Annotated in this window: 22 protein-coding genes; 13 read left to right on the top strand and 9 right to left on the bottom strand. The window is 68.5% G+C overall.

Annotated elements, in window-relative coordinates; all coding sequences use genetic code 11:
• The first annotated feature begins 19 nt into the window (after nucleotides 1-19).
• On the top strand, nucleotides 20-379 hold the full coding sequence (locus HGG74_RS07760; protein WP_168485775.1) for an NIPSNAP family protein: 360 nt from the start codon (nucleotides 20-22) through the stop codon (nucleotides 377-379).
• 46 nt (nucleotides 380-425) lie between these two features.
• Here the strand turns inward: HGG74_RS07760 and HGG74_RS07765 are convergent, their stop codons facing one another.
• The 3 genes from HGG74_RS07765 to HGG74_RS07775 all read right to left on the bottom strand — a co-directional run bounded on the left by HGG74_RS07765 (nucleotide 426) and on the right by HGG74_RS07775 (nucleotide 4,075).
• The gene (locus HGG74_RS07765) at nucleotides 426-779 is read right to left on the bottom strand and encodes an ArsR/SmtB family transcription factor (RefSeq protein ID WP_168485776.1); all 354 of its coding nucleotides are present in this window, start codon (nucleotides 777-779) and stop codon (nucleotides 426-428) included.
• Nucleotides 776-2,020, bottom strand: a complete 1,245-nt coding sequence (locus tag HGG74_RS07770; RefSeq protein WP_168485777.1) for an MFS transporter — start codon at nucleotides 2,018-2,020, stop codon at nucleotides 776-778. The genes HGG74_RS07765 and HGG74_RS07770 overlap by 4 nt, the downstream gene beginning before the upstream one ends.
• A 591-nt stretch (nucleotides 2,021-2,611) precedes the next feature.
• The gene (locus HGG74_RS07775; RefSeq protein ID WP_168485778.1) at nucleotides 2,612-4,075 is read right to left on the bottom strand and encodes an alanine/glycine:cation symporter family protein; all 1,464 of its coding nucleotides are present in this window, start codon (nucleotides 4,073-4,075) and stop codon (nucleotides 2,612-2,614) included.
• 210 nt (nucleotides 4,076-4,285) lie between these two features.
• Here HGG74_RS07775 and HGG74_RS07780 point away from each other — a divergent pair, with 210 nt between their 5' ends.
• Both HGG74_RS07780 and HGG74_RS07785 read left to right on the top strand, forming a co-directional pair.
• Nucleotides 4,286-4,510, top strand: a complete 225-nt coding sequence (locus HGG74_RS07780; RefSeq protein ID WP_168485779.1) for an antitoxin HicB — start codon at nucleotides 4,286-4,288, stop codon at nucleotides 4,508-4,510.
• Nucleotides 4,511-4,606: 96 nt separating this feature from the next.
• A complete protein-coding gene (locus HGG74_RS07785; protein ID WP_168485780.1) occupies nucleotides 4,607-5,815 on the top strand; it encodes a polysaccharide pyruvyl transferase family protein in 1,209 nt (402 codons plus the stop codon).
• 109 nt (nucleotides 5,816-5,924) lie between these two features.
• Here HGG74_RS07785 and HGG74_RS07790 read toward each other — a convergent pair whose 3' ends face one another.
• Nucleotides 5,925-6,197, bottom strand: a complete 273-nt coding sequence (locus HGG74_RS07790) for a hypothetical protein (RefSeq protein WP_168485781.1) — start codon at nucleotides 6,195-6,197, stop codon at nucleotides 5,925-5,927.
• Between the two features lie 241 nt (nucleotides 6,198-6,438).
• Between HGG74_RS07790 and HGG74_RS07795 the strand changes: the two genes are divergently transcribed.
• On the top strand, nucleotides 6,439-8,133 hold the full coding sequence (locus tag HGG74_RS07795; RefSeq protein WP_168485782.1) for an Rv1352/Rv1906c domain-containing protein: 1,695 nt from the start codon (nucleotides 6,439-6,441) through the stop codon (nucleotides 8,131-8,133).
• A 120-nt stretch (nucleotides 8,134-8,253) separates the two neighbouring features.
• On the opposite strand, the gene HGG74_RS07800 is transcribed toward HGG74_RS07795, so the two are convergent.
• From HGG74_RS07800 to HGG74_RS07810, 3 genes are all read right to left on the bottom strand, one after another.
• A complete protein-coding gene (locus tag HGG74_RS07800; RefSeq protein ID WP_168485783.1) occupies nucleotides 8,254-8,712 on the bottom strand; it encodes an SRPBCC family protein in 459 nt (152 codons plus the stop codon).
• Between the two features lie 122 nt (nucleotides 8,713-8,834).
• The gene (locus HGG74_RS07805) at nucleotides 8,835-9,410 is read right to left on the bottom strand and encodes a HutD/Ves family protein (protein ID WP_168485784.1); all 576 of its coding nucleotides are present in this window, start codon (nucleotides 9,408-9,410) and stop codon (nucleotides 8,835-8,837) included.
• Between the two features lie 74 nt (nucleotides 9,411-9,484).
• On the bottom strand, nucleotides 9,485-10,774 hold the full coding sequence (locus HGG74_RS07810; RefSeq protein ID WP_168485785.1) for an ammonium transporter: 1,290 nt from the start codon (nucleotides 10,772-10,774) through the stop codon (nucleotides 9,485-9,487).
• Nucleotides 10,775-10,996: 222 nt separating this feature from the next.
• Between HGG74_RS07810 and glnT the strand changes: the two genes are divergently transcribed.
• The 8 genes from glnT (at nucleotide 10,997) to HGG74_RS07850 (ending at nucleotide 19,663) form a co-directional block, all read left to right on the top strand.
• Nucleotides 10,997-12,373, top strand: a complete 1,377-nt coding sequence (glnT, locus tag HGG74_RS07815; protein WP_168485786.1) for a type III glutamate--ammonia ligase — start codon at nucleotides 10,997-10,999, stop codon at nucleotides 12,371-12,373.
• A gap of 57 nt (nucleotides 12,374-12,430) precedes the next feature.
• Entirely contained in the window at nucleotides 12,431-13,339 is a 909-nt protein-coding gene (locus tag HGG74_RS07820) for a class II glutamine amidotransferase domain-containing protein (protein ID WP_168485787.1), read from the top strand.
• A 44-nt stretch (nucleotides 13,340-13,383) separates the two neighbouring features.
• Nucleotides 13,384-14,103 (top strand): GltB/FmdC/FwdC-like GXGXG domain-containing protein, encoded by a 720-nt coding sequence (locus HGG74_RS07825; RefSeq protein WP_168485788.1) that lies wholly within the window; start codon nucleotides 13,384-13,386, stop codon nucleotides 14,101-14,103.
• Between the two features lie 9 nt (nucleotides 14,104-14,112).
• The gene (locus HGG74_RS07830) at nucleotides 14,113-15,498 is read left to right on the top strand and encodes an FMN-binding glutamate synthase family protein (protein ID WP_205761562.1); all 1,386 of its coding nucleotides are present in this window, start codon (nucleotides 14,113-14,115) and stop codon (nucleotides 15,496-15,498) included.
• Nucleotides 15,498-16,655 carry an FAD-dependent oxidoreductase gene (locus HGG74_RS07835; RefSeq protein WP_168485789.1) on the top strand — a complete coding sequence of 386 codons (1,158 nt, stop codon included), beginning with the start codon at nucleotides 15,498-15,500 and terminating at the stop codon, nucleotides 16,653-16,655. The genes HGG74_RS07830 and HGG74_RS07835 overlap by 1 nt, the downstream gene beginning before the upstream one ends.
• Nucleotides 16,652-17,905 carry an allantoate amidohydrolase gene (locus HGG74_RS07840; RefSeq protein ID WP_168485790.1) on the top strand — a complete coding sequence of 418 codons (1,254 nt, stop codon included), beginning with the start codon at nucleotides 16,652-16,654 and terminating at the stop codon, nucleotides 17,903-17,905. The genes HGG74_RS07835 and HGG74_RS07840 overlap by 4 nt, the downstream gene beginning before the upstream one ends.
• A 50-nt stretch (nucleotides 17,906-17,955) precedes the next feature.
• Nucleotides 17,956-18,573, top strand: coding sequence for a helix-turn-helix domain-containing protein (locus tag HGG74_RS07845; protein WP_168485791.1), 618 nt, complete (start codon nucleotides 17,956-17,958; stop codon nucleotides 18,571-18,573).
• A gap of 94 nt (nucleotides 18,574-18,667) precedes the next feature.
• A complete protein-coding gene (locus HGG74_RS07850; RefSeq protein WP_168485792.1) occupies nucleotides 18,668-19,663 on the top strand; it encodes a class I mannose-6-phosphate isomerase in 996 nt (331 codons plus the stop codon).
• A gap of 478 nt (nucleotides 19,664-20,141) precedes the next feature.
• On the opposite strand, the gene HGG74_RS07855 is transcribed toward HGG74_RS07850, so the two are convergent.
• Nucleotides 20,142-20,789 carry a TMEM175 family protein gene (locus HGG74_RS07855; RefSeq protein WP_168485793.1) on the bottom strand — a complete coding sequence of 216 codons (648 nt, stop codon included), beginning with the start codon at nucleotides 20,787-20,789 and terminating at the stop codon, nucleotides 20,142-20,144.
• Between the two features lie 432 nt (nucleotides 20,790-21,221).
• Here HGG74_RS07855 and HGG74_RS07860 point away from each other — a divergent pair, with 432 nt between their 5' ends.
• A complete protein-coding gene (locus tag HGG74_RS07860) occupies nucleotides 21,222-22,154 on the top strand; it encodes a glycoside hydrolase family 43 protein (protein WP_168485794.1) in 933 nt (310 codons plus the stop codon).
• 142 nt (nucleotides 22,155-22,296) lie between these two features.
• Here the strand turns inward: HGG74_RS07860 and HGG74_RS07865 are convergent, their stop codons facing one another.
• Nucleotides 22,297-23,421: an AI-2E family transporter gene (locus HGG74_RS07865; protein WP_168485795.1), complete on the bottom strand. Its 1,125-nt coding sequence runs from the start codon at nucleotides 23,419-23,421 to the stop codon at nucleotides 22,297-22,299.
• Nucleotides 23,422-23,518: the final 97 nt, after the last annotated feature.

A 23,518-nucleotide genomic window follows, 5' to 3' on the forward strand; every position in this document is an offset into this window, starting at 1 on the left:
CATCTAGGACTTTAACCTTGTGCCGCCGGAACTGGCACCTGAGGTCGACGTCGTGGTCCTGGCCCCGGTGCCGGTGACGACGGCGGACCTGGGCCAGCTGTGCATCTACCGGATCCGCAAGGGGCTGATGGAGATGTGGCTGGAGTACTTCCACCGCGTCATCGTGCCGCTGCATGAGGCGGTCGGCATTTCGGTATCCGGGCCGTGGCGGAACACCGCAGACGGGCACGAGTTCGTCTGGATCAGGTCCTTCAGCGCCGACCAGCCGGTGGCAGGGCAGGAGAACAGGTTCTTCACCTCCCCCGCCCGGGCGGCCCTGGGGGACGTGCGCGAGCGCTACGTCGAGGACCTGGCCGTGCGGGTGCTCCGCCCAGCCTGAGGCTGCGGGGACAAGGCGCGGCGCCGGCGCGGGGAGGCCCGTCGGTTCAGTCGTGGACCGGCTCGCCCGTGATCCGGTGGTCGGCGTGGTTCAGGGCTTCCAGGATCAGCCGGTTCAGGTGCCCGTCGTGGATGGAATAGACCACGTTGCGGCCCTCCTTGCGTCCGTCCACCAGGCCGCTGAGGCGCAGTTTGGCCAGGTGCTGGCTGACCACGGTCCGCGCAGCCCCGGTGGCCTCGACCAGTTGGCCCACATTGGCCGGCCCGGCGGTCAGTGTCCACAGCAGGTGCAGCCGGGTCGGTTCGGCGAGCATGCGCAGCGTGTCTGCGGCCGCATCGAGCCGTTTGCGGTCCGGCGCGGCCGGATGCCGGTAGCTCGGGGCCCGCACGGGTTCGGTCATGGGCCTGCTTTCGTTGACGGGACGACGACGGCGGCCTCCCGCGGGACCGGCCAGGCGGCCCGGGCTGCTGCCGAGGCCATTATCGCAAGCACGGCCAGCGCCGCGCACGCCCCCGCCAGCCCAACCCCGGCACCGGCCCAGCCGGCGAGGGGGTAGGTGAGGATGAAGCAGGCATGGGAAAGGGCGAACTGGGCGGTGAAGACATACGAACGGGTGGCGTCCGTGGACGCACGGCGCAGCAGCCGCGCCGATGGGGTCAGGATTGCCGAGTTGCCGGCACCCATGGCCAGCCACAGCCCCAGCAGCATCCACCAGGAGCCCGCGGCCGGCCCGAGGGCCGTCAGCCCGGCGCTCGCCGCCAGTCCCAGCGGCAGCACGGTGGCACCGGCCAGCATGACGCGGCGGTCGCCCACCCGGTCCAGCAGGCGCGGGGCCAGCAGCGCCACCAGCATGGAGCCGGCTCCGTAGGCGGCCAGTGCCAGGGCCAGGTCGGTCTCCGGGCGCTCGTACAGGTCCCGCACGTAGACCACCGAATTGACCAGCACCAGCGCGGTGGCGCACGCGACGACCAGGTTCAAAGCCAGCAGGCTGCGCAGTTCCGGGGTCCGCCAAAAGATCCTCGTTCCAAGCGTGGTGCGGTGCCAGAGCGTTCCTTGGGCCGGGACCGGGGCCGGGACCGGCAGGCTGCAGCCGGCGACCATCAGCGCCGAAAACGCGAACCCGGCCGCTGTTCCCAGGAAGAGGGAATGGTACGAAATGACGGTCAGCAGCAGGGCTGCCAGCGCCGGGCTGAGCAGGGACTCCAGGTCGTAGGCAAGCCGGGACAGCGACAGCGCCCGGGTATAGTCCTGCTCTCGCGGCAGCACCGACGGGATCAGGGACTGGAATGCCGGCGTGAAGGTCGCCGAGGCCGCCTGCAGCAGGAAGATCAGCACGTAGATCTGCCAGGTTTCGGTGATGAACGGCAGGCACAGCGCCATCGCACCCCGGACCGCATCCGCTCCCACAAGCACCGCTTTCTTCGGCAGCCGTTCGACCAGTGCAGCCACGACCGGGGCGACGCCCACATAGGCGAGCATCTTGATGGTCAGCGCGGTGCCGAGCACGGCTCCGGCCATATCCCCGGCCAGGTCGAATGCCAGCAGGCCCAGCGCCACGGTCAGCAGCCCTGTACCGGCCAGCGCCACAACCTGGGCGGCGAACAGCCGCCGGTACACCTGGTTACCCAGCACGGTCAACATGGCAGCCCCTTTCGAAAGGACAAAGAGATCATATGTGCGCTTATGTGCACCTAATGAATATATACCGGCCCATCCGGTGCCTCAAAGGGTGGTTCCCTGGTTATGGTTCCCGCGCCGCCGATCACGGCGCAGCCGGCCGGGTCAATCCTCGCTTGAGTTTTTGCCGAAACTTCCGGACTTCCTGACTCTGTTACTCAGGTGCTGCTGGATGGGAGAAGCGCAATATGGGTAGGCAGGGGTCAGCCAGATCGGCTGGAACGTCATCCTGCTGATCGCCGGCATCGGCACCCCATCTTGGCTGCCCCACTGCTGCCAGCAAAGCGGTAAGGGTCATGGGCTCCGTCATTGCCCCGTGCGTTGCCGCTTCCGCCATCGATTCCAGCCCGTTCTCCACCGGCTGAGCGTTGGTTGTGGCCAACACCGAGGAGGAAAAGCGGGACAAGACCTTCCGCGGCATGCTGAGCTGGGGGCTGTCCATGGTGATCGCCGCCCCGCCGCCGTTACCGCCGGAGGTCAGGGCCAGCCGAATCTGCGCGGACGAAGCGGAACAGGTGCCGGGCCGGTCGGTCCTCGGCCAGGTGTTCGGTCTGCTTAGTGCTTCTGCACCACCGGGACCCTGCGCGTATTCACATCTTCGGCGGTCCAGCACTCGATGCCGTGCAGTTCAGGCATCTGGTCGGCGGTGAACACCGGGTCCCGGCCCTGCCGGGCCTGCGCGGTGTAGTGCCTGAGCAGCCGGAACGCGACGCCGGAGAGCAGCGCGATGGCAATAAGATTGGTCAGCGCCATCAGGCCCATGATCCCGTCCGCGAAGTTCCAGATCACGCCGGCGGAGGCAATCGACCCGAGGAAGACCGCCGCCGTCGCCAGCGTCCGGTACATCATCAGCACCGTCTCGCGCTGGCTAATGAATTCGATATTCGATTCACCGTAATAGTAGTTGCCGATGATCGAGCTGAAGGCGAGCAGGAAGATGATGACCGCCAGCAGGATGCTCGCCCAGGAACCCAGCTGGGAGGTAATGGCGGTCTGGGTCAGCGCGATGCCCTGCGAGGCTCCCACCGGGTTGTCGACCGAACAGAGGATGATGAAGGCGGTAATGGAGCAGACCAGGAAGGTGTCGAAGTAGACGCCCAGGGTCTGGACCAGACCCTGCTTGACCGGATGGGTCACCGAAGCGGTCGCGCCTGCGTTTGGAGCCGAGCCGAGGCCGGCTTCATTGGAGAACATGCCGCGCTTGACGCCCTGCATGATGACGGCTCCCAAGCCGCCGCCGATCGCTGACTGGAAGTTGAAAGCCTCGGTGAAGATGGAGCCAAAGACTTCCGGAAGACGGTCCAGGTTCATGCCGACGATGACCAGGCCGAGGATGACGTACAGCAGGGCCATGGACGGGACCAGGGATTCGGTCACATGCGCGATGCGCCGGATCCCGCCGAAGACCACCAGCGCCGTCAGCACGGAGAGCACCAGGCCCACGGTCCAGCCGAAGATCGGCGTCACCGCATCGGCCCCAAAGGCGCCGGCCACCGACTGGGAGATGGTGTTGGCCTGCAGGGAGCTGAACGCGAAGGGAAAACAGACGATCAGGATGATGGCGAAGGTAACGCCCATCCAGCGTTTCCTCAGGCCGCGCTCCATGTAGTACGCCGGTCCGCCGCGGTAACCGTCCTTGGACCGCACCTTGTACAGCTGGGCCAGCGTGGACTCCACAAAACTGGACGCGCCGCCAATGAAAGCCATGGCCCACATCCAGAACACCGCCCCGGGGCCGCCGACGGCGATCGCCGTCGCCACACCGGCCACGTTGCCCACCCCGACACGCGAGGCAGCCGAGACGGTGAAGGCCTGGAACGAGGAGATGGATTTCTTGCTGCCGTCCTCGTTGACCAGCGCCTTGTCCGTGAGCGTCTTGAACATGGCAGGCAGCATCCGCAGCTGCACCGCGCCGGAGCGGGCGGTGAAATAAATGCCCAGCACGGCCAGCACCGGCAGCACCACCCACGTCCAGAGTTCATTGCCCCACGCGCCGAAAAGCTCTTCCAGTGTCTCCATGCGCTCAACCCTAGACTCAAGCCATGGCCTCCGAAACCCTCGTGGCTGCTCACAGCGCCGTCCCGGCACGGCCAGCCGACGTCGTCCAGATGACGGGTGATTGTGAGGATTGCCGTTACTGCCACGGCGGGTTCACCTCTGAAGTGTCAGTCCGGGTTCCTATCATGGGCCAGGGGGACCGTGATGAGCAGGACGAGCGGGAGGCAGACAATGTCCGATCCCTGTGGCCGGGAGGACCTGGCCGGCTTCAGATTCCATGTGGCCTGGTGTCCGGAGGACGAAACCTATGTCGCCACGGTGGCCGAATTGCCGTCCCTGTCGTGGGCGGACGGTGACCGCCGGGGAGCCTTGTGCGGGCTCGAACGCCTGGTGGAAAGGGAACTCGACAACATGCGGCAGAACGGCGAAGCGGTGCCCGGCCGGGCGGCTGACTGAGCGCAGCACAAAAGTTAGCGGCATTTTGGGCTACTTAAACGTCTAATTTGCCCGCGGGCCCGCAGGCTTTTGAGGTGCCGGGATTAGCCTGTGTGAATGAGGGAACTGGTCTATCTGGTTTCGGCAGCTGGCGTCCCCAATTTCGGTGACGAAGCGATCGCCGCCGGCTGGCTGCGGTTCCTGGCCGGTGCCCGTCCGGAAGCCGAGGTCCTGCTGGACTGCCCCAACCCCGGCCTTGCCCGGGACCTCTTCCGGAACCTGCACCCGCATCTGCTGGTTACCGACACCCTCTGGCAGGCCTGCAGGGACAGTCAGCGCAGGGATCCTGCCGGCGTCTGGGACCAGGTCGAAACGCTGGTCCTTGCCGGCGGCCGGCCGGGGAGCAGTGCCGCACCTGAGCGGCTGGCCGGTGCCACGTCCATCCACCTGCTCGGCGGCGGGTACGTCAACGCCGTCTGGCCACGGCGGGTCGGCCTGGTGGCCGGGATGGCAGCGGCGCGGCAAATTTCCGGGGCGCGGCTGTACGGCACCGGCCTGGGGCTGCTGCCGGCCTGCGACAACGTTCCACGGTTGGCGCAGGCTTTCCGGACCTTTGACCATGTGTCCTGCCGGGACCTGCCCAGCGCGCAGACCTTCGGCCTGCCGGAGGGACTGGACGACCTGTTCCTGGGTATCGGGACGGACCTGCCGCCGTTCCGCCCCGCCTCGGACAGGGCCTGGGACGTCATGGTCTGCTTCCAGAAGGACCTGACCGGTCCGGCAACCTTTTCGCGGGCAGTGCACCTGCTGGGAACGCGGCTCAGGGAATGCCTCGACGACGGAAAGTCGGTCGGGTACGTGGAAGCACTGCCGGGAGCGGACCGCCAGATGTTCGAGGCCCTCGACGGACTCATTCCCGAAGCCGGCTTGGTCCCTTTCCAGGACCTCTGGGCCGCCGGGCTGCCGGTCCGCGCCGGACAGGAATGGTACACCTCGCGCTTCCACCTGCACCTTGCCGCTGCTGCGGCGGGAGCGGCCGGCACCGCCATCGGGGTTGTGCCCGGATACTACGACATCAAACACCGGTCCCTGCAGGACCTGGGCACCGGCTGGCAGTACACGAAGCCGGAGGGCCTGGACTCGCTGCCTGAACCCGCTGCCAGCGGGTCATTTCCCGACCGGTGCCGGGAGTACGCTGCGGCAAAGCAGGCAGAAGCCGGATGCCTTTACCCGGCACCTCCCACGGGCCGGTATGCCGGTGACGCAGGAGGACAGACCGCCACGGATCCGGCCGCAGCACAGGGGGTCGTTCCGAAACCGGCGTGAGGGCCGCATCCGACAGGTGCGGGAACAGAAGCACTGTCATCGGCATCGCAGCAAGGTCTGGCACGGAATGTGGTGAACGGGCCATACCCCGTCCCCGGCGACGGTGCGTTCAGGCGATATTCACGTCCAGATTCAGGTAGATCCCCTCCCTGGAAACGAGCTGGTCCTCCAGGTAGGTCGCCAGGGCCTCGGGGCACTCCGGGCACTCTGCCAGCGGCATTTCGCCGCGCAGGGCCGCACTGACCGGGGTGACCTCGAGGATCGAGAACCGGACCCCGTCAACAGTCTCCCGGTCCGCCAGCTGACGAATGCACTTTTCGAAGACGTCCTCGGTGCCCGTCCGTGGAGTGGCAGCAGCGTAAAAAGTAGCCAAGGTTTCCATGACTATTCCTGTCTCCGAAAGCGGTGGAAGCTTTCTTCTAAAGGGTAGCCTCGGCGCCTGGCCGGTCAAGCCCGGAGGCCGCCTCAGCCCTTCGCGGGAGGGAATCTGCTGCCGGACGAATCCATCCCACTGCGGCATGGTGAAACGTTTATCATTGCATCTATAACTGCAGGTTCCTGTCCGCGCTGCGGCAGGCCTGGCTGAATAATACGAGCCGGAGACGGCAGAAATGTTGGGGGACATGAAAGAACATCCGGGCTGGCGAAAAGCCTGCCTGTCCGTAATCACTGCCTCGGTCCTGCTGGCGGGACTCGTCACCGCCCCGGCAGCCAGTGCCACAGTGCCGGTAGCCCCGGTCACCGTTACTGCACTTGAAGCCGCCGGCGATCCGGCGATCACGGGAACCATCGCGGCGGAGTCGACAGTAGCCATCGGCCTTGGACGCTTCGGCGGGGAATCCCGGATCACTGTCGACTGGCTCCTGGACGGTGTCCTGCAGGCAGACGGCATGCTCGTCGATGGCATGAGCCACGAGTACCAAATTCCGGCCAGCGCTGTGGGCAAGACACTCAGCGCCTACGTCGTGGTCGTCACGGCTGAGGATGAGGTCCTGGAATTCAACCTCTCCGGAGGCACCGTTGCACACGGAACGTTCACCGCAACGCCTGTGCCGACTATTTCCGGCACCGCCGTCGTGGACGGCAAACTGACCGCCAGGCCCGGCACCTGGTCCCCAGACGGCGCCACGTTCAGCTACCGGTGGCTGCGGGACGGCGTCAGCATTGCCGGGGCGACCAAGTCCACCTACTCGCCCGTTTCGGCCGACCGTGGCCAACCCATCTCGGTCACGGTGACGGCCTCCAGGACCGGGTATACCCCGGTCACCCAGACTTCGGCTGCCACGAAGATTGCTGCAGGCACCATCAGGCCGTCCCGGTCCATGAAGGTCACCGGGAGTGCCCGGTACGGCTCCACGCTCAAGGTCAGCACCGGATGGCCCTCCGGGGCCAAGGCCACCTACCAGTGGTACCGCGGCTCCAGCAGGATCAAGGGCGCGACCAAGTCCAGCTACAAGCTGGCCTCCCAGGACGTCGGCAACTACCTCACCGTCAAGGCCACGGTCACCAAGCCCGGCTATGCCGCCTACCGGGACAGCGCCAAGTCCGCGAAGGTGGGCAAGGCGGTCCTCTCCGTGAAATCGGCTCCGAGCATCTCCGGCACGAAGAAGGCCGGTTCCACCCTGACGGTGAGCAGGGGCAGCTACTCGGTGAGGCCCTCCTCCTACAGCTACAGCTGGTACCGCGGCACCAAGAGGATCGCCGGAGCCACCCGGTCCAGCTACCGGCTGACCTCCGCCGACGTCGGCAAGAAGATTACTGCCAAGGTGACCGTCAAGCGTGCCAACTACGGCACCAGGACTGTTGCCAGCGCCGCCGTCTCGATCCCGCGGCCCCCGCGCACCGTCATCAGCCGCGACGGCACCTACCGGGTCGGCTCCGACATCAAGCCCGGCCTCTACAAGTCCACCGGCGGAGACCTCTGCTACTGGGCCCGGCTGAGCGGCTTCTCCGGTTCGTTCGAGGATATCAACAGCAACCACCTGGCCTCCGGGAGTACCTACGTGCGCATCCTCCCCGGGGACAGGGGCTTCGAGACCAATCGGTGCGGCTCCTGGAAGACCGTTTCCAGTTCCGGCGCGAACGCGTCCCGGATCACCAGGGACGGCACCTACCGCGTCGGGGTCGACATCCAGCCCGGCACGTACATCGGCAGGGGCTCGGGCGATTCCTGCTACTGGGCGATCCTCAACGACTTCACCGGTGACCTAGGGGACCTCGAGGAGAACTACTTCGGGTCCGCCCGGACCGTGGTGGAAATTCCCCCAGGCGCCGCAGGGTTCGAAGTCAGCCGCTGCGGAACCTTGGTGCGCGACTAGCCGGACTGCCTGACGGCGTGAACCGAGGCGGCGGCCACCGGATCCTGCGTCCGGTGGCCGCCGCTTCGTCATCCAGCACCGGCCTGTCCAGGGGGCGGACATCGAGCGCGAAGCCGCGCCCTAAGCCCCGCCGTCCGCGCCCCGGGAGGCGAGCAGCTTCTCCATGGTGTCGAAAAAGCCCTGGTAGCTGGCCCGCATCTCCTCCATTTCCTCGTCGCTGAAGTCTCCGCGGGGCTGGGTCAGCCTCATTTCGGTGCCGCCGTCCATCTCCCTGAACTCGACGACGACGGGCTCGGGGTACGGCGGCGCTGCGGGGTCGTCGTTCATGGTGAAGGCCAGCCGGTGCGGCGGGTCGACCTCGGTGTACTCGCCGAACCAGTGGACGGTATCGCCGTCCGGCAGGTGCATCTCCGCGCTCCACGCACCGCCGGTCCGCACATCCAGCGAGACCGTGGCCGGCGGCACCTCGACCGCCTCGGTCCCAAACCAGGCAGCGAAGTCCTCCGGCCGGGTCCAGGCCGCCCAGACACGTTCACGGGGTGCCTTGAACCTCCGGGTGACGATCAACGGATCGGCCACGGTCCTTCTCCTCCCTGCAGCTGCCAGCTCTTGGGCGCACCCTACTCCGGGACCGCCCGGACCGTAAGGGGGAACAGGCGCGGCGGCCAGCCCAGCATGCGGGCGCGGCCGCCGGCCGGGCGCTAAGCGACGTCGATCAGTGCCAGCTGCCCGCGCCCGGTGACGGTTTCGACGCCCGGGCCGCCGATGACGGTGTCGAACTGCGCCAGCTGGTGGCCGGCCGCGGCGGCGCCGCCGTCGAGAAGCACGGCCAGCTGGAATCCGCGCAGCCCAACGGGCCGGGATTCCGTGAGCGGGATGATGGCCACCGAGCCTTGGGCCGAGGCCGGCCTGAGCATCAGGTTGAGGTTCCTGACCGGGCCGGCGGGAAGGCCCGGCACGGTCCGGGCTCCGCCGTCGAACGCGAACGGCCGGTGCCGTTCAACGCGGTGCCGCACGCCGCCAACGGTGAGGTCCAGCGGACCGCCGTCGACGACGGTCAGGATGCGGCGGATGCCGGGAAGGTGGGAGAACGGCGCTGGCCGGTCGACGTCGGCCAGGCTGAGCCGCCAGTCCCAGCCGCCGTCCCCGGGCGCCTGGCCGGCTGCGGCTCCACTGGCGCCGGAAGCGAGTTCGACCGTCCGTCCCCCGCCGTTGAGCCAGGGGGAGGGGCTGAGGTCGGCGAAGCGGATGATCGGGCCGGCGGGTAGGGCTGTCATGGGCCTCAAGAATAGTGAATGCGCAGGGGGGCGGGCCCGCCGGCGGCAGGCTCGCCCCCTGGTCCGGGCGTGGTCTAGGTGCGCGACGGCGAGCCCAGCTGCACCGGTGCTTCATCAGTCAGATAGGCCTCCTCGGCATGGGCCGCGATGTCGATGCCGCGCAGCTCGTCTTCGGGGTTGATGCGCAGGCCGACCGTGAGCTGGACGATCTTCGCGGTGATCCAGGTGACGGCGAAGGAGTACACCAGGACGGCCGCGGTGGCCAGGGCCTGGGTGCCGAGCAGCGCCGGGCCGCCGCCGTAGAAGAGCCCGTTGGCCGCGTTCGGTGCCGCATCCGTGGCGAAGAGTCCGATCAGCACGGTGCCGATGATGCCCCCGACGAGGTGGACGCCGACGACGTCGAGCGAGTCGTCGAAGCCGAGCCGGTACTTCCACTCGATGGCCAGCGAGCAGACCGCGCCGGCGATGGCGCCGATGGCGATGGCGCCCAGCGGGCTGACTGCGCCGCACGCCGGGGTGATGGCGACCAGGCCGGCGACGAGGCCGGAGGCGGCGCCGATGCTGCTGGCACGGCCGAGGCGGAGGCGTTCGACGGCGATCCAGCCCAGCAGGGCTGCGGCGCCGGCGACGGCGGTGTTGAGGAAGACGACGGCGGCGGAGTTGCCGGCGGCCAGCGCCGAGCCGGCGTTGAAGCCGAACCAGCCGGTCCACAGCAGGCCCGCCCCGACGAGGACCAGGGGGCGGGAATGGGGGCGGACGTGCTCGCTCTTCGGCCAGCCGGCACTGCGGCCCAGGACCAGGGAGAGGGCGAGGGCCGCGACTCCGGCGTTGATGTGGACGGCGGTGCCGCCGGCGAAATCGATGGCCTTGAGGCCATTGAGGATCCAGCCCCCGGTCACGCTGCCGTCCGCGGAGGACAGGGCGAAGACCCAGTGCGCCACCGGGAGGTACACGAGCGTCGACCAGAGGCCGGCGAAGAGCATCCACGCGCCGAACTTCATCCGGCCCGCGGCGGCGCCGGCGATGATCGCCGTGGTGATGCCGGCGAAGAAGAGTTGGAAGGCGGCGAAGAGGGCCGGCGGCAGTGCGGCGTCCGGGTCTTCGGCCAGCAGTTCGCCCAGGCCGAGGTACTGCGTCACGTCACCGACCAGGCCGAGTCCGCCGACGGAGTTGCCGAAGACCGCGGAGTAGCCAAACACAGCCCAGAGGACCGCGACGACGCTGACGCCGCCAAAACACATCATCATCATGTTCAGGATCCGGCGCGAGCCGACCATGCCTCCGTAGAAGAGGGCCAGGGCCGGGATCATGATGCAGACCAAGGCGGCAGCAGTCAGGATCCACGCGGTATGTCCAGTGTCCATGGAAGCTCCAATCGCAGGTGGCGGTAGGTAAGTCTCAAGAAACAAGAATCACTGCTAGTCAACAAAAACGGGTTTCGGCCCGGTTAAATGCAGGTTGCTCGTGCCGGGTGGCGGCGAAACATGGCTTTTACGTGGACGGCGCGGTCCGGAAACACATCATCGGTAACTTCGATTCAACATAGTTTCCTGACAGGGAACTCAGCTGGAAAGATTGGACGAACGATGACAGCACTCGTTTCAGAGCCTTCGGCAGGCCTCACCGGCTTCCCGGACGCGTCCCCGTCCCCGTTGGCGGAGCTGGCTGCCGCCCACGGCACCAAGTTCATCCTGGCCACCTTCGTGGACATGAACGGCAAGCCCTGCGCGAAGCTGGTGCCGGTCTCCGCACTGGCGGAACTCGAGGCAGGGAAGCTGGGCTTTGCCGGCTACGCGGCAGGCCTGATGGGGCAGAAGCCGCAGGACGGGGACCTGTGCGCCGTCCCCGATGCGGCCAGCTTCACCCCGCTCGATGCCGTCCGCCCGGGCCTTGCCCTGGTCCACTGCGACCCCTACGTGGACGGCAAGCCCTGGCCCTTTGCCCCGCGGGTGATCCTGAAGAACGCTCTGGCCCGGCTGGCCGGGAAGGGCATGACGGCGAAGGCCGGCGCCGAGGTGGAGTACTACCTCGTCACCATGGGCGAGGACGGGTCCCTCAGCACCGCGGATGCGAAGGACGACGGCCCGCACCCCTGCTACGACGCACGGGGCGTGACCCGCATGTACGAGCACCTGACCGAGGTCTCCGAGGCGATGAACGCCCTGGGCTGGGGCAACTATGCGAACGACCACGAGGACGGGGCGGGCCAGTTCGAGCAGAACTTCGACTACGACGACGCCCTGGTGACCGCGGACCGCGTGGTCACGCTCCGCTACCTGCTCAACGTCCTGGCCGGGCAGCGCGGCATGGTCGCCACGTTCATGCCCAAGCCGTTCACCAACCGCACCGGCAACGGCCTGCACTTCCATCTCTCGCTCTGGAACGACGGCGGGCAGGAGCTGTTCCCCGAAGCCGGGGACGACCGGCACGGACTCGGCTTCTCCGGCACGGCCTACGGCTTCGTGGCCGGGTTGCTCGCGCACGCCCCGGCCCTGCAGGCCTTCCTGGCTCCGACGGTGAACTCGTACAAGCGCACCGGGGCCACCACCACCGAGTCCGGCGCCACCTGGTCCACGAACAAGGCCTCCTACGGCGGGAACGACCGGACCCACATGATCCGCGTGCCGGACACCCACCGCATCGAGCTGCGCTCCGGCGACGGCTCGGCCAACCCGTACCTTGCCCTTGCCGCAGCGATCGCCGCCGGACTCGACGGGATCGAGCGGAAGCTGGACCCGGGGGCCCCGTGCGGGCCCGGCGAGCGCCGGCCCGAGGCCCACACGCTGCCGGCCACCCTGCTGCATGCCGTGCAGGCCCTCCGCGAGGACCCGGTCATGCTCTCCGCGCTGAGCGGCTCCGAGGAGGTGGGCCGCTACTACGCGGCCGCCAAGGAGGAGGAATTCCTTCAATGGCACAACCAGGTCAGCGACTGGGAAGTGCACCGCTACCTCACCGCCGTCTGACCCGCCGGCAAAAACCGTCCCGCCAGAACCACAGAACCACAGAAGAGGAACCACGCCATGTGCGGAATCGCCGCCCTGCAGCTGCGCAATCCGGAACTGCGCCCGAAGATGGGCTCCCTGCTCTCCACCATGCTCTGCGAGATCGTCGACCGCGGGCCGGACTCCGCCGGCCTGGCCGTCTACGACAACCCGGCCCTGGTCACCGAGGGCCAATCCACCCTCAGCCTGCTCGGCGGGGACCTGGGCCTCCGTCCGGCGGACATCGACGCGTTCCTGGCCGGACTGCTGCCGGAGGGGGTGGAGTCCCAGGTCAAGGTCGTCGGCGACACCACGCTGGTCTCCGCCGAGGTGCCCGCGGGGGAGTTGGCCGGCGCCGTGGCCCGGGCCTGCCCGGGCGCCGTCATCGCCGGCCGGGGCGGGCGCGTCACCGTAATGAAGAGCGTGGGCCATCCGATGGAGGTCGCCGAGCGGCACGGCCTGGGCGGGATGTACGGCACGCAGGCGGTGAGCCACACCCGCATGGCCACCGAATCGGCCGTGACCGCCGGCGGCTCCCACCCCTTCTCCGTGGCCGACGACCTCTGCCTGGTGCACAACGGCTCCTTCTCCAACCACGCCTCGGTCCGCCGCGAGCTGAAGCGGCTGGGCGTCGAGTTCGACTCCGAGAACGACACCGAGGTAGGGGCCCGGTACATCGCCCACCGGCTGGAACAGGGCGACGACCTCGAGACCGCCCTGGTGAACCTGGGCCAGGTCCTGGACGGCTTCTACACGCTCGTGGTCACCACCGCGGACAGCATGGCGGTGGTGCGCGACCCGATCGCCTGCAAGCCGGCCATCATCGCCGAGACGGAGGACTGGGTGGCCATGGCTTCCGAGTTCCGTGCCCTGGCCGAACTGCCCGGGATTGGGAACGCCCGCATTTTCGAGCCCGAGCCGGGCAGGGTCTATAGCTGGTCACTTTGACCATTGCTTGCTGGCGCTACTCCCTACTTTCCGAAGGATTTGAGATGACTACGACTGTTGACAGCATTCCCGTTTCTGCCGGGGCGGAGACAGAGGTCTTCGACCTCAAGATCGACGACGTCCGCACCCTGAACAGGGCAATCCACCAGGCCTCCGACGGCCAGTCCTTTACGGTCGACAACCCCGGAGGCAAGCACAGCCTCGCCGTTGGCATCAACGCCGGGATCGACGTCGAAATCAACGGGCATGCCGGTTACTACGCCGCCGGCATGAACCAGGGCGGCCGCGTCACCATCCTCGGCAACGCCGGCGTCGGCGTCGCCGAGAACATGATGTCCGGCACCGTGCACGTGACCGGGGACGCCTCCCAGTCGGCCGGTGCCACCGCGCACGGAGGGCTGCTGGTTATCGACGGCAATGCCTCCGCCCGCTGCGGCATCTCCATGAAGGGGGTGGACATTGTGGTCGGCGGCAGCATCGGCCACATGTCCGCGTTCATGGCCCAGGCCGGGCGGCTGGTGGTCTGCGGTGACGCCGGTGAGGCTCTGGGCGACTCGATCTATGAGGCCCGCATCTATGTCAAGGGCACGGTGGCCTCGCTCGGCGCGGACTGCATCGCCAAGGAGATGCGGCCCGAGCACCTGCTCGAGCTCCGCGGGCTCCTCCACGCCGCCGGCCGCGACGACGACCCGGCCGGCTTCACCCGCTACGGCTCCGCCCGCACCCTCTACAACTTCCACGTCGACAACTCCAGCGCCTACTAGGAGGCCGCCATGACCCTGACCGTCCCCGACCAGTCCCCGGCAGCCTCCGCGTGCTCCCTCGCAGCCCCTTCCCTCGCTGCGCTTGGACTGCGCGAATCCGCCACCTTCGACCGGGCCACCATCGCCGACATCCAGCGCGCCGCCGAAACCGGCATTTACGACATCCGCGGCTGGGGTGCCAAGCGGCACGTCCCGCACTTCGACGACCTGCTCTTCCTCGGGGCCTCGATGTCGCGCTACCCGCTGGAGGGCTACCGCGAGAAGTGCGGCACCGACGTCGTGCTCGGGGACCGCTACGCCTCCAGGCCGCTGCACCTGGATACGGTCGTGACCATCGCCGGCATGAGCTTCGGCGCGCTGTCCGCCAACGCCAAGGAGGCCCTGGGCCGCGGCGCCAGCGAGGTGGGCACCTCCACCACCACCGGCGACGGCGGCATGACGCCGGAGGAGCGCGGCCAGTCCAGGCACCTGGTCTACCAGTACCTGCCCTCGCGCTACGGGATGAACCCGGACGACCTGCGCAAGGCCGACGCCATCGAGGTGGTGCTCGGCCAGGGCGCCAAGCCCGGCGGCGGCGGGATGCTGCTGGGCCAGAAGATCACCGAGCGGGTGGCCGGCATGCGCACCCTGCCGGTGGGCATTGACCAGCGTTCGGCCTGCCGCCACCCGGACTGGACCGGCCCGGACGACCTGGAAATCAAGATTGCCGAACTGCGCGAGATCACCGACTGGGAAAAGCCGATTTACGTCAAGATCGGTGCCTCCCGCCCGTACTACGACACCGCGCTGGCGGTGAAGGCCGGCGCCGACGTCGTGGTGGTCGACGGCATGCAGGGCGGCACCGCCGCCACCCAGCAGGTGTTCATCGAAAACGTCGGCATCCCCACGCTGGCCGCCATCCCGCAGGCCGTGCAGGCCCTGCAGGAGCTGGGCATGCACCGCAAGGTGCAGCTGATCGTCTCCGGCGGCATCCGTACCGGTGCCGACGTCGCCAAGGCCATGGCCCTGGGGGCCGACGCCGTGGCCATCGGCACCGCGGCGCTGATCGCCCTGGGCGACAACAGCCCGCGCTATGCGGACGAGTATGCCCGGCTCGGTTCCGCCGCCGGCTTCTACGACGACTTCCAGGACGGCCGGGACCCGGCCGGCATCTCCACCCAGGACCCGGAACTGGCCAAGCGGCTGGACCCGGTGGCGGGCGGACGCCGGATCGCCAACTACCTGCGCGTGCTCACGATGGAGGCCCAGACCATCGCCCGGGCCTGCGGCAAGGCCCACCTGCGCAACCTGGAGCCGGAGGACCTGGTGGCGCTGACCGTCGAGTCCGCGGCCATGGCCCGCGTGCCGCTGGCCGGCACCTCCTGGATCCCCGGCACCGGCGGGGCCGGCTGCTGATGCCTGCGGACGCCTTCGACTATGTGGTGGTCGGCGCCGGCCTGGCCGGCGCCGCCACCGCCTGGCAGCTGGCCACGCGCGGCCATCAGGTCGCCGTCGTCGAGCGGTCCGTGCCGGCCAACGACGCCGGCAGCTCCCATGGCTCGGCCCGCATCTTCCGCTACGCCTACGCGGAGGCCGGGTACTCGGCACTGGTCAAGGAGTCGCTGGCCGGGTGGGAGGAGCTGGCCCGGCTCGCCGGGCAGCCCCTCATCACCCCCACCGGCTGCGTGGACTACGGCCAGGACCGCAGGCCGCGCGAGCTCGCCGGCGGACTGGAACGCCTTGGCATCGGGCACCAGCTGCTGTCCGCGGAGGAAGCCCGCGGCCGCTGGCCCCAGTTCGCGTTCGACACGGAGGTGCTCTGGCACCAGGGCGCAGGGGTCCTCGACGCCCGCGAAACGGTGCACACTATGCTGCGGGCCGCCGCCGGACACGGGGCACGCCTCTACGAGGACTGGGAGCTCGCCGGTGCCCGGCGCACCGGCACCGGCTACCTGCTCACCAACCGGCGCGGGGAGCAGCTCGAAGCCGGGCGCCTCGTGGTGGCCGCCGGCGGCTGGCTGCCCCGGCTCCTGGGCGGCCTCGACCTGCCCCCGGCGTTCCTGGCCGCGCTGCCGGCCTTCACGGTAATGCAGGAGACGGCCTTCCATTTCCCCTACCGCGAGCAGCCCGGGCCCGGAAAGTTCTGGCCCACGTTCATCCACAAACGGCCGGGCATCCAGACCTACGGGCTGCCGGGCGGCCGGGACGCGGACTTCAGGGGGCAGAAACTGGCCGAATTCAACGGCGGCAAGGCCATTCCCGACGCTTCCGCCCAGGACGGACTCATCGATCCCGCTCACCGCGCCCGGATTGTCGAGTACGTCAAACGGTACATTCCCGGCCTCGTCCCGGAACCCTACGCGGAAACCACCTGCCTGTTCACCAACACTCCCAACGAGGATTTTGTCATCGATACCGCCGACGGCGTCACCGTCCTCTCACCCTGCAGCGGCCACGGCGCCAAGTTCGCACCGCTGCTCGGCAGCCTCGCCGCCGACCTCGCCACGGGATCCGCGGGCGTGCCGGACCGGTTCCGCCCCTCGCTGGTGGCAGCGGGCGGGAAGCCGGCATGACCACTGACGCGCAAACACGGACGACGGCGGCGTCCGGTACCGTTGCCGGACTGATGGCCCAAATAGCGGACACCGGCCGGGACGCTGCCCGCGGCGGTTACAGCCGCCCGGTGTATTCGACGGCCGAGCAGGAGCTGCGTGAGTGGTTCCTTGACCAGGCCCGGCAACGCAGCCTGGACACGGAAACCGACCGCAACGGCGTGCTGTGGGCCTGGTGGGACGCAGGCCACGGAGCCCGGCAGGATGCCGTCGTCACCGGCAGCCACCTGGATTCGGTGCCAGGAGGCGGGGCCTTCGACGGGCCGCTCGGGGTTGCTTCGGCGCTCGCTGCCGTCGACCACCTCCGGCACCGCGGCCGTACCCCGCGCCGGCCGATCGCCCTGGCGGTCTTTCCCGAGGAGGAAGGGTCCCGCTTCGGCGTCGCGTGCCTGGGCTCGCGCCTGCTTACCGGTGCCATCGACCCGGACAGGGCCAGGAGCCTGCGCGACCCGGACGGCAACACCTTCGCCGATGTCGCCGCCGCCGCGGGTCTGGACCCGCGCTTCGTGGGCCCGGACCCGGAGGCCCTGGCCCGCATCGGTGCGTTCGTCGAGCTCCATGTGGAACAGGGCCGGGGGTTGATTGACCTGGACCGGCCCGTCGCCGCCGGTTCGTCCATCCTCGGCCACGGCCGCTGGCGGCTGACGGTGACCGGCCAGGGGAACCACGCCGGCACCACGCTCATGGAGGACCGGCGGGACCCGGTTCTCGCCGCGGCGTCCATTGTCCATGTGGTCCGGGACGCAGCCCTCCGGCATCCCGGGGCCCGGGCAACGGTGGGACGGATGGTGCCGGTACCGGGCGGAACCAACGTGATCGCGTCCTCGGTCAACCTGTGGCTCGACGTCCGCCACCCCGACGACGCGGTGACCGCCGCCGTCGTCGAACGCATCCATGCGGAGGCCATCCGCGCCGCCGCAGCCGAAGGCTGCACGGTGCGGCTGTGCGAGGAATCGCTGAGCCCCACCGTCCACTTCGATCCGGCGCTGCGGTCCCGGATCGGGGAGCTGCTGCCGGCGGCCCCGGTGCTCGACACCGGTGCGGGCCACGACGCCGGCGTGCTGGCGGCGGGCCTGCCGACGGCGATGCTGTTCGTGCGCAATCCCACCGGGGTGTCCCACTCGCCCGAAGAGCACGTGGAGGACGACGACGCCGAGGCCGGCGCGCTCGCCCTGGCTGACGTGCTGGAGGGGCTCGCCGGGTGGGAATGAGGCCGGGGATACTCCAGGGCGGCCCTTTGGTCCCTGCCTATACTCGAACCATGACAAGCGAGGAAGCCGGGGGTCTGCCGCGCGCCGAGGAGGGCCCGGCGGAAGCCCCCGGCTCGCTCGAAGCGGTCATCGCCGCGCAGGTGAAGCGCTACCGGGGCGAGGCCGGAATCCCGGCCGCCGAACTCGCCTCCCGCACGGGGCTGTCCAAGGCCATGATCTCCAAGATCGAATCGGCCAGCACGTCCTGCTCGCTCACTACGCTGCAGCGCCTTGCCCAGGGACTCAACGTGCCCGTCACCTCCCTCTTCCAGGGCGCCGACACCGAGCGCGAGGCCACGCTCACCAAAGCAGGTGAGGGCAGCGTCACCGTCCGGACCGGAACCCGCCACGGCCACGAGTACCGGTCGCTCGGCTCGCTCAAACGGCGGGAAAACGCCATCGAGCCCAGCCTGGTCACCCTGACCAGCGCCTCCGACGTTTTTCCGCTGTTCCAGCACCCCGGCACCGAATTCATCTACATGCTCGAGGGCCGCATGGTGTACGGGCACGGCTCCTACGAGTACGAACTCTCACCAGGCGACTCCCTGGTCTTCGAAGCGGAGGGCCCGCACGGCCCGCTGCGGCTGATCAAGCTGCCGATCCGCTTCCTGGCGGTCGCCGCGCGCTAGTTTCCTACGGGAGCGGGCAGCGGCCGTCGTGCAACCCGTGCTTTTCCGGGTTGGGCACGGCAGAATCGCTATGTCAGGAACCAGGAGGAATGCCATGGCCGAGCCCGTCTACCTGCGCAGCAACCAGCCGCCGGACCGTTTCTACCAAGGCGGCGCCAAGATCCGCGAGTTGCGGGGCGAGGCTGCGCCCGGAGACCGGGTGCCGGAGGACTGGATCGCCTCCACGACGACGCTGTTCGGCGAAGCGGAAACGGGCTTGAGCCGCCTGCCGGACGGCCGGCGGTTCGTTGACGTGGTCAACGCGGACCCGGAGGCATGGCTGGGCCCGGACCACGTCGCCGCCTACGGGCCGGACACCAAGCTGCTGGTCAAGCTGCTGGACGCCGGCCAGCGGCTGCCGGTCCACCTCCATCCCGGCCAGCCGTTCGCGCACGCGCATCTGGACCGCCGCCACGGCAAGGCCGAGGCCTGGTACATCCTGGACGGGGGACCGGTCCACCTCGGCTTCAACCGGGACGTGGACCGCGCCGAACTGGACGCATGGGTGGCCGGCCAGGACGTCGACGCCATGCTCGAGGCGATGCACACGGTCGACGTCGTCCCGGGGGACAGCGTCTATGTGCCGCCCGGGCTGCCGCATGCCATCGGGGCCGGGGTGTTCATCGTCGAGGTGCAGGAGCCGGAGGACCTCTCGATCCTCCTCGAATGGAAGGGCTTCGCCATCGACGGCGCGGCACAGGGCCACCTAGGACTGGGGTTCGCCACCGCGCTGGAGGCCACCGACCTGCGCGGCTGGCCGGCGGACGAAATCGGGCAGCTGGTGATCAGGCAGGGTCTCGGTGCCGGAACGCTGGCGGACCTGAGCAAAGAGTACTTCCGGGCCGAACGCCTGGACATTTCCGCAGCCGCTGAGCTGGACGCCGGATTCAGCATCCTTGTGGTCATTGACGGTGCCGGAACGCTCACACCGGCAAACTCTGCGGCCTCACCCCTGGCCAAGGGCGACACGGTAGCGGTGCCGTTTGCGGCCGGGAATCTAAAGGTGGGCGGCAGCCTGTCGCTGGTCCGCTGCCGGCCGCCGCAGCCCTGACGGTCCCCTCGTTCGGTTTGACGGCGGTTTGAGGCAGCCCGGACCCTGCCGAAGACGGCGCGGGGCCGGGTGCCGGCGCGGGCAGCGCGGAACGCGGGCTTCGGCACAAACGCGCAGGTTCGTGGGCAAGGCCGCCGCCTACCGTGCCTTTACCCCGGGGGAGGGGGCGTGGCAGGCGTTGGAGATGTCCGGGCCGGCACCATTGTCCGGAGCGCCCATACGCGGATTGGGTCCTTGGATAGGGGGAGCTCTTCGATCATCCCGGCGCACCCGTCGTGACGCAGGACGTCGGCCGGCACGGCTGGCAGCAGGCCTGGCCCGGGGGAGGAGGCCGTATGGTCGATGCCTGTCTGGGGCAGCCCAGTCAGCCTGGAATCCGACGCCTAAGCCTGGCCGCCGTCGTCGGCTAACGGCCGGGGTTGGGTTCGTCCAACTGCTTGTTGGCGATCCGGGTTATTCATTCCGACGCGATTGCAGCCTACCGAGCGGTGGGTGTTCCGGCGGTGGTGAGGAATTTGCCGGTGATGGGGTTGATGATGAACAGGGTTGCCCATACGAGCCGGCCGGGGACCGCGCCGGCGAGGAGCGTGACGGGAATGGAAGCCAGGAAGACGGCGGGCACAGGCAGGAAGAGGAGGAGCTGGCCGAGGCCGCGTTTTCCCTTATCCACTTCGGCCCGGGTGAGGCCGTGTTTCCTGGCGCTCAGGTAGATCGCGGTTTGTGACAGAGACGCCAGGGCGATGTTCAGTGCGTAGAGGGCGGTCGGGAGCCGGAGGTCGGCGGTGCTGGGGTCGCTGGTTCCCTGGGTGGTGAACGGGATCAGGATGATGAAGAAAGCTGCGACGAGGTTCCAGGTGATGAGCCGCTGGCTCATCAGCGCCATCGATCCGATAAGTCGGAAGTTCACGCGCCAGAAGATTGCGATGACCACGAAGCTGAGCAGGAATCCAAAAAGCTGGCCAGGGAAGTGGGAGTTCCACAACGCGGCGAGGCTTGTCCACGAACCCGCGGGCGGGAGGTCGATGTTGGTCACGAGCAGGGTGATGGCGAACCCGTAGATGACGTCGAAGAACGATATGCTTCGCCCGAACTCGATCGTGCTGCGATCAAAAGGCAGATTGCTCATCGGCTACCGAGGTCCCCAGTTTGTGCGGCACGGACCATTCCACGACTCGCCGGGCTTCCGTGCGCCTTGATCGACGAGACTTCTCCCGGAATACCGTGGCGAACCGTCCCAACCCACCTTTTGGGCCATACGGTTCCCGGCATAACCGGAAATTCCTTCAAGGCCAGCACGGTGGGTGTGGATCCGTCAAACTTCAGCCATCAGGAGATGGCCCGGCCCACAACGCATACCTGCCCGGGCCGGCTGCCGGTCAAGTAGCGGGCTTCGGCCCCGGCGGGGCGCCGGTAAAGGGGTGGCCAAAACATGCCTAGGTGCCCGCCGGTGTGCTGCAGCCGGCAGGCCCGGACCCGGTGAACGGCATAATATTGGCGGTAGGCGTACTGGTTTTCCTGACGCCACAGCCTGATCGCACATGAATGACGGTGAGCACCGGTGACATTCCTGCTGGATCGCGGGGAAGATCCATGGGTCATTTACTGGCAGGGGAACTTTTACTACTGCCACGAGCACAACGATTCAATAATCCTGGTCAACAGGTCCAGGACGCTGCACGGGATCAAAGACAACCCGGTCATCGTCTGGATGAACGGCGATGCCGCGCGTGAACTATGGGCACCGGAGCTGCACCGGATAGACGGGTGCTGGTACATCTACTACGCCGAAGGCCCGGGAGAGGACCACCGGATCCACGTCCTGCAGGGTCAAGGGCCGGACCCGCAAGACGCCTACCTCTATCGGGGCCGGATGAACACGGGGGACAGTTTTGCCATTGACGGCACCCCGTTTGAATGGCGGGGCCGGTGGTATTTTGTCTGGTCCGGCAGCGACAAGGGACATGCCACCCAGAAGCTGTTCATCGACCGCATGGAGAGCCCCTGGCTGCTTGCGGGCAGCCCGGTATGCATCTCCGCGCCGACGTTTGACTGGGAAAAGCAGGGCATGCCGGCATGGCCGGACATCAACGAAGCCCCGCAGGCGCTGCGGCACCCCACGGAGGAGAGGATGTTCATCGTCTACTCCGCCAGCCACAGCGCCACCGATGACTACTGCCTGGGCAGGCTGGACCTGACGGGGCCGGACCCGATGGATCCCGGCGCCTGGCGGAAGCACCCGTACCCGGTCTTCAGCAAGTACGTTGACGACCGCATCTACGGGCCCGGCCATGCCTCGTTCATCGACACCCCGGACGGCGTCAGCTGGATTATCTACCACTGTTCCCCGGTCAGCGGCGGCGGCTGGGACAGCAGGCAGCTGCGCGCGCAGCCGTTCTGCTGGCGCAGCGACGGCACCCCGGACTTCGGACATCCCGGACAGGGCAGGACGCAGATAACCCCTGATGCTGCCCCCACCGCCCCGGCGCCCTGACGGCTGCAGATCCTGCCGGTGGAGGAAGCGGGAGCGAACCCCTCGATGTGTATTGAGGGCGGGAATGCCGAACCCGTGCGGGCGTCGCAACGGCCCAAGGTGACTTAAGCTCCTGGCTTGGTTGCCCGTCACCCGTCCGCGGTCACGGGACGGGCTCGAGCTCCCCGGCGGGCTCCTCCGGGGCGGCCTCGTCCTCCGGCTCGGGCTGCGGCTCGCCCGCGTCCTCGCCGGTCCAGACCTTGATGATGGCCCAGGCGACGGCGGCCAGCGGCACGGCCAGGACGGCGCCGACGATGCCGGCCAGGATGGTGCCGGCGGTCAGGGCCAGCAGGATGACCAGGCCGTGGACCTTCAGGGCATTGCCCATCAGCACCGGCTGCAGGAAGTTGCCTTCGAGCTGGTTCACGCCGACGACGACGGCGAGGACGATCAGGGCCGCGGCCGGCCCGTTGGAGACCAGGGCGACCAGCACGGCCAGGGCGCCGGCGGCCGTGGCGCCGACCATGGGGATGAACCCGCCGATGAAGGTCACGACCGCCAGCGGCAGGGCCAGCGGCACCTGCATCACCAGCAGTGCCCCGCCGATGACCACAGCGTCGATGCCGGCGACGGCGGCGGTGCCGCGGACGTACCCGCCAAGCACCTGCAGGCTCCGGATGCCGGCCAGGTCCGCCTGGGCCCGGCGTCCGCGGGGAAAGACGCGCAGGAGGAACGCCCAGATCCTGCCGCCGTCCTTGAGGAAATAGAACAGCACCACGGCCATGAGCACGAAGCCGGTGGCGAATTCGGTGGCCGCGCCGAGGCCGGTGAGCGCTCCGGAGGTGAACGCACTGCTGCCGAGGAACTCCAGGGCCTTGTCGCGCGCGTCCTGGATGGCCGCATCGTTGACCGGGAACGGGCCGTTCTTCACGAAGGCGTACAGCTGGTCGAAGCCGGCGCCGGCCTTCTCCACCAGCGTGGGCCATTCGCTGCGCACGGCGAAGACGATCCCGGTGATGACCCCGCCGAACACGGCCAGCATGCCGAAGAAGGACACTCCGGTGGCAGCGGCTGCCGGCCAGCCGCGGCGCTTGAGCCGGGTTACCAGCGGGGCGATGGCGGCGGCCAGGATGAGCGCGATGAGCACCGGGATCACAATGAGTGTGACCCGGGTCAGGGCGTACACCAGTACATAGGCCAGGGCCAGGACCAGCAGCGTCTGGGCCGAGCGGACCGAGGCGAGGCCGAGGCCGTCGGACCAGGGGCTGCGCGGGGCAGGATCGGGCATTCGGGTTCCTTCGGGTCGACAGGTCAGTGCGTTCACCTCGACCGTAGCCGACTCCTTGCGGGCGCGTAGGATCGCGGTGACCGGTCGGGACGGTTTT

The sequence above is a fragment of the Arthrobacter mobilis genome (genome assembly GCF_012395835.1).
Classification (GTDB): Bacteria; Actinomycetota; Actinomycetes; order Actinomycetales; family Micrococcaceae; genus Crystallibacter; species Crystallibacter mobilis.

Bases quoted from the DNA above. Each gene is read 5' to 3' on its own strand.
- HGG74_RS07835 (WP_168485789.1), top strand. From the start codon at position 15,498: ATGCCTGCGGACGCCTTCGACTATGTGGTGGTCGGCGCCGGCCTGGCC.
- glnT (WP_168485786.1), top strand. From the start codon at position 10,997: ATGACAGCACTCGTTTCAGAGCCTTCGGCAGGCCTCACCGGCTTCCCG.
- HGG74_RS07850 (WP_168485792.1), top strand. From the start codon at position 18,668: ATGGCCGAGCCCGTCTACCTGCGCAGCAACCAGCCGCCGGACCGTTTC.
- HGG74_RS07770 (WP_168485777.1), bottom strand. From the start codon at position 2,020: ATGTTGACCGTGCTGGGTAACCAGGTGTACCGGCGGCTGTTCGCCGCC.
- HGG74_RS07790 (WP_168485781.1), bottom strand. From the start codon at position 6,197: ATGGAAACCTTGGCTACTTTTTACGCTGCTGCCACTCCACGGACGGGC.
- HGG74_RS07810 (WP_168485785.1), bottom strand. From the start codon at position 10,774: ATGGACACTGGACATACCGCGTGGATCCTGACTGCTGCCGCCTTGGTC.
- HGG74_RS07845 (WP_168485791.1), top strand. From the start codon at position 17,956: ATGACAAGCGAGGAAGCCGGGGGTCTGCCGCGCGCCGAGGAGGGCCCG.
- HGG74_RS07780 (WP_168485779.1), top strand. From the start codon at position 4,286: ATGTCCGATCCCTGTGGCCGGGAGGACCTGGCCGGCTTCAGATTCCAT.
- HGG74_RS07765 (WP_168485776.1), bottom strand. From the start codon at position 779: ATGACCGAACCCGTGCGGGCCCCGAGCTACCGGCATCCGGCCGCGCCG.
- HGG74_RS07820 (WP_168485787.1), top strand. From the start codon at position 12,431: ATGTGCGGAATCGCCGCCCTGCAGCTGCGCAATCCGGAACTGCGCCCG.
- HGG74_RS07840 (WP_168485790.1), top strand. From the start codon at position 16,652: ATGACCACTGACGCGCAAACACGGACGACGGCGGCGTCCGGTACCGTT.
- HGG74_RS07795 (WP_168485782.1), top strand. From the start codon at position 6,439: ATGAAAGAACATCCGGGCTGGCGAAAAGCCTGCCTGTCCGTAATCACT.
- HGG74_RS07785 (WP_168485780.1), top strand. From the start codon at position 4,607: ATGAGGGAACTGGTCTATCTGGTTTCGGCAGCTGGCGTCCCCAATTTC.
- HGG74_RS07805 (WP_168485784.1), bottom strand. From the start codon at position 9,410: ATGACAGCCCTACCCGCCGGCCCGATCATCCGCTTCGCCGACCTCAGC.
- HGG74_RS07830 (WP_205761562.1), top strand. From the start codon at position 14,113: ATGACCCTGACCGTCCCCGACCAGTCCCCGGCAGCCTCCGCGTGCTCC.
- HGG74_RS07775 (WP_168485778.1), bottom strand. From the start codon at position 4,075: ATGGAGACACTGGAAGAGCTTTTCGGCGCGTGGGGCAATGAACTCTGG.
- HGG74_RS07865 (WP_168485795.1), bottom strand. From the start codon at position 23,421: ATGCCCGATCCTGCCCCGCGCAGCCCCTGGTCCGACGGCCTCGGCCTC.
- HGG74_RS07825 (WP_168485788.1), top strand. From the start codon at position 13,384: ATGACTACGACTGTTGACAGCATTCCCGTTTCTGCCGGGGCGGAGACA.
- HGG74_RS07855 (WP_168485793.1), bottom strand. From the start codon at position 20,789: ATGAGCAATCTGCCTTTTGATCGCAGCACGATCGAGTTCGGGCGAAGC.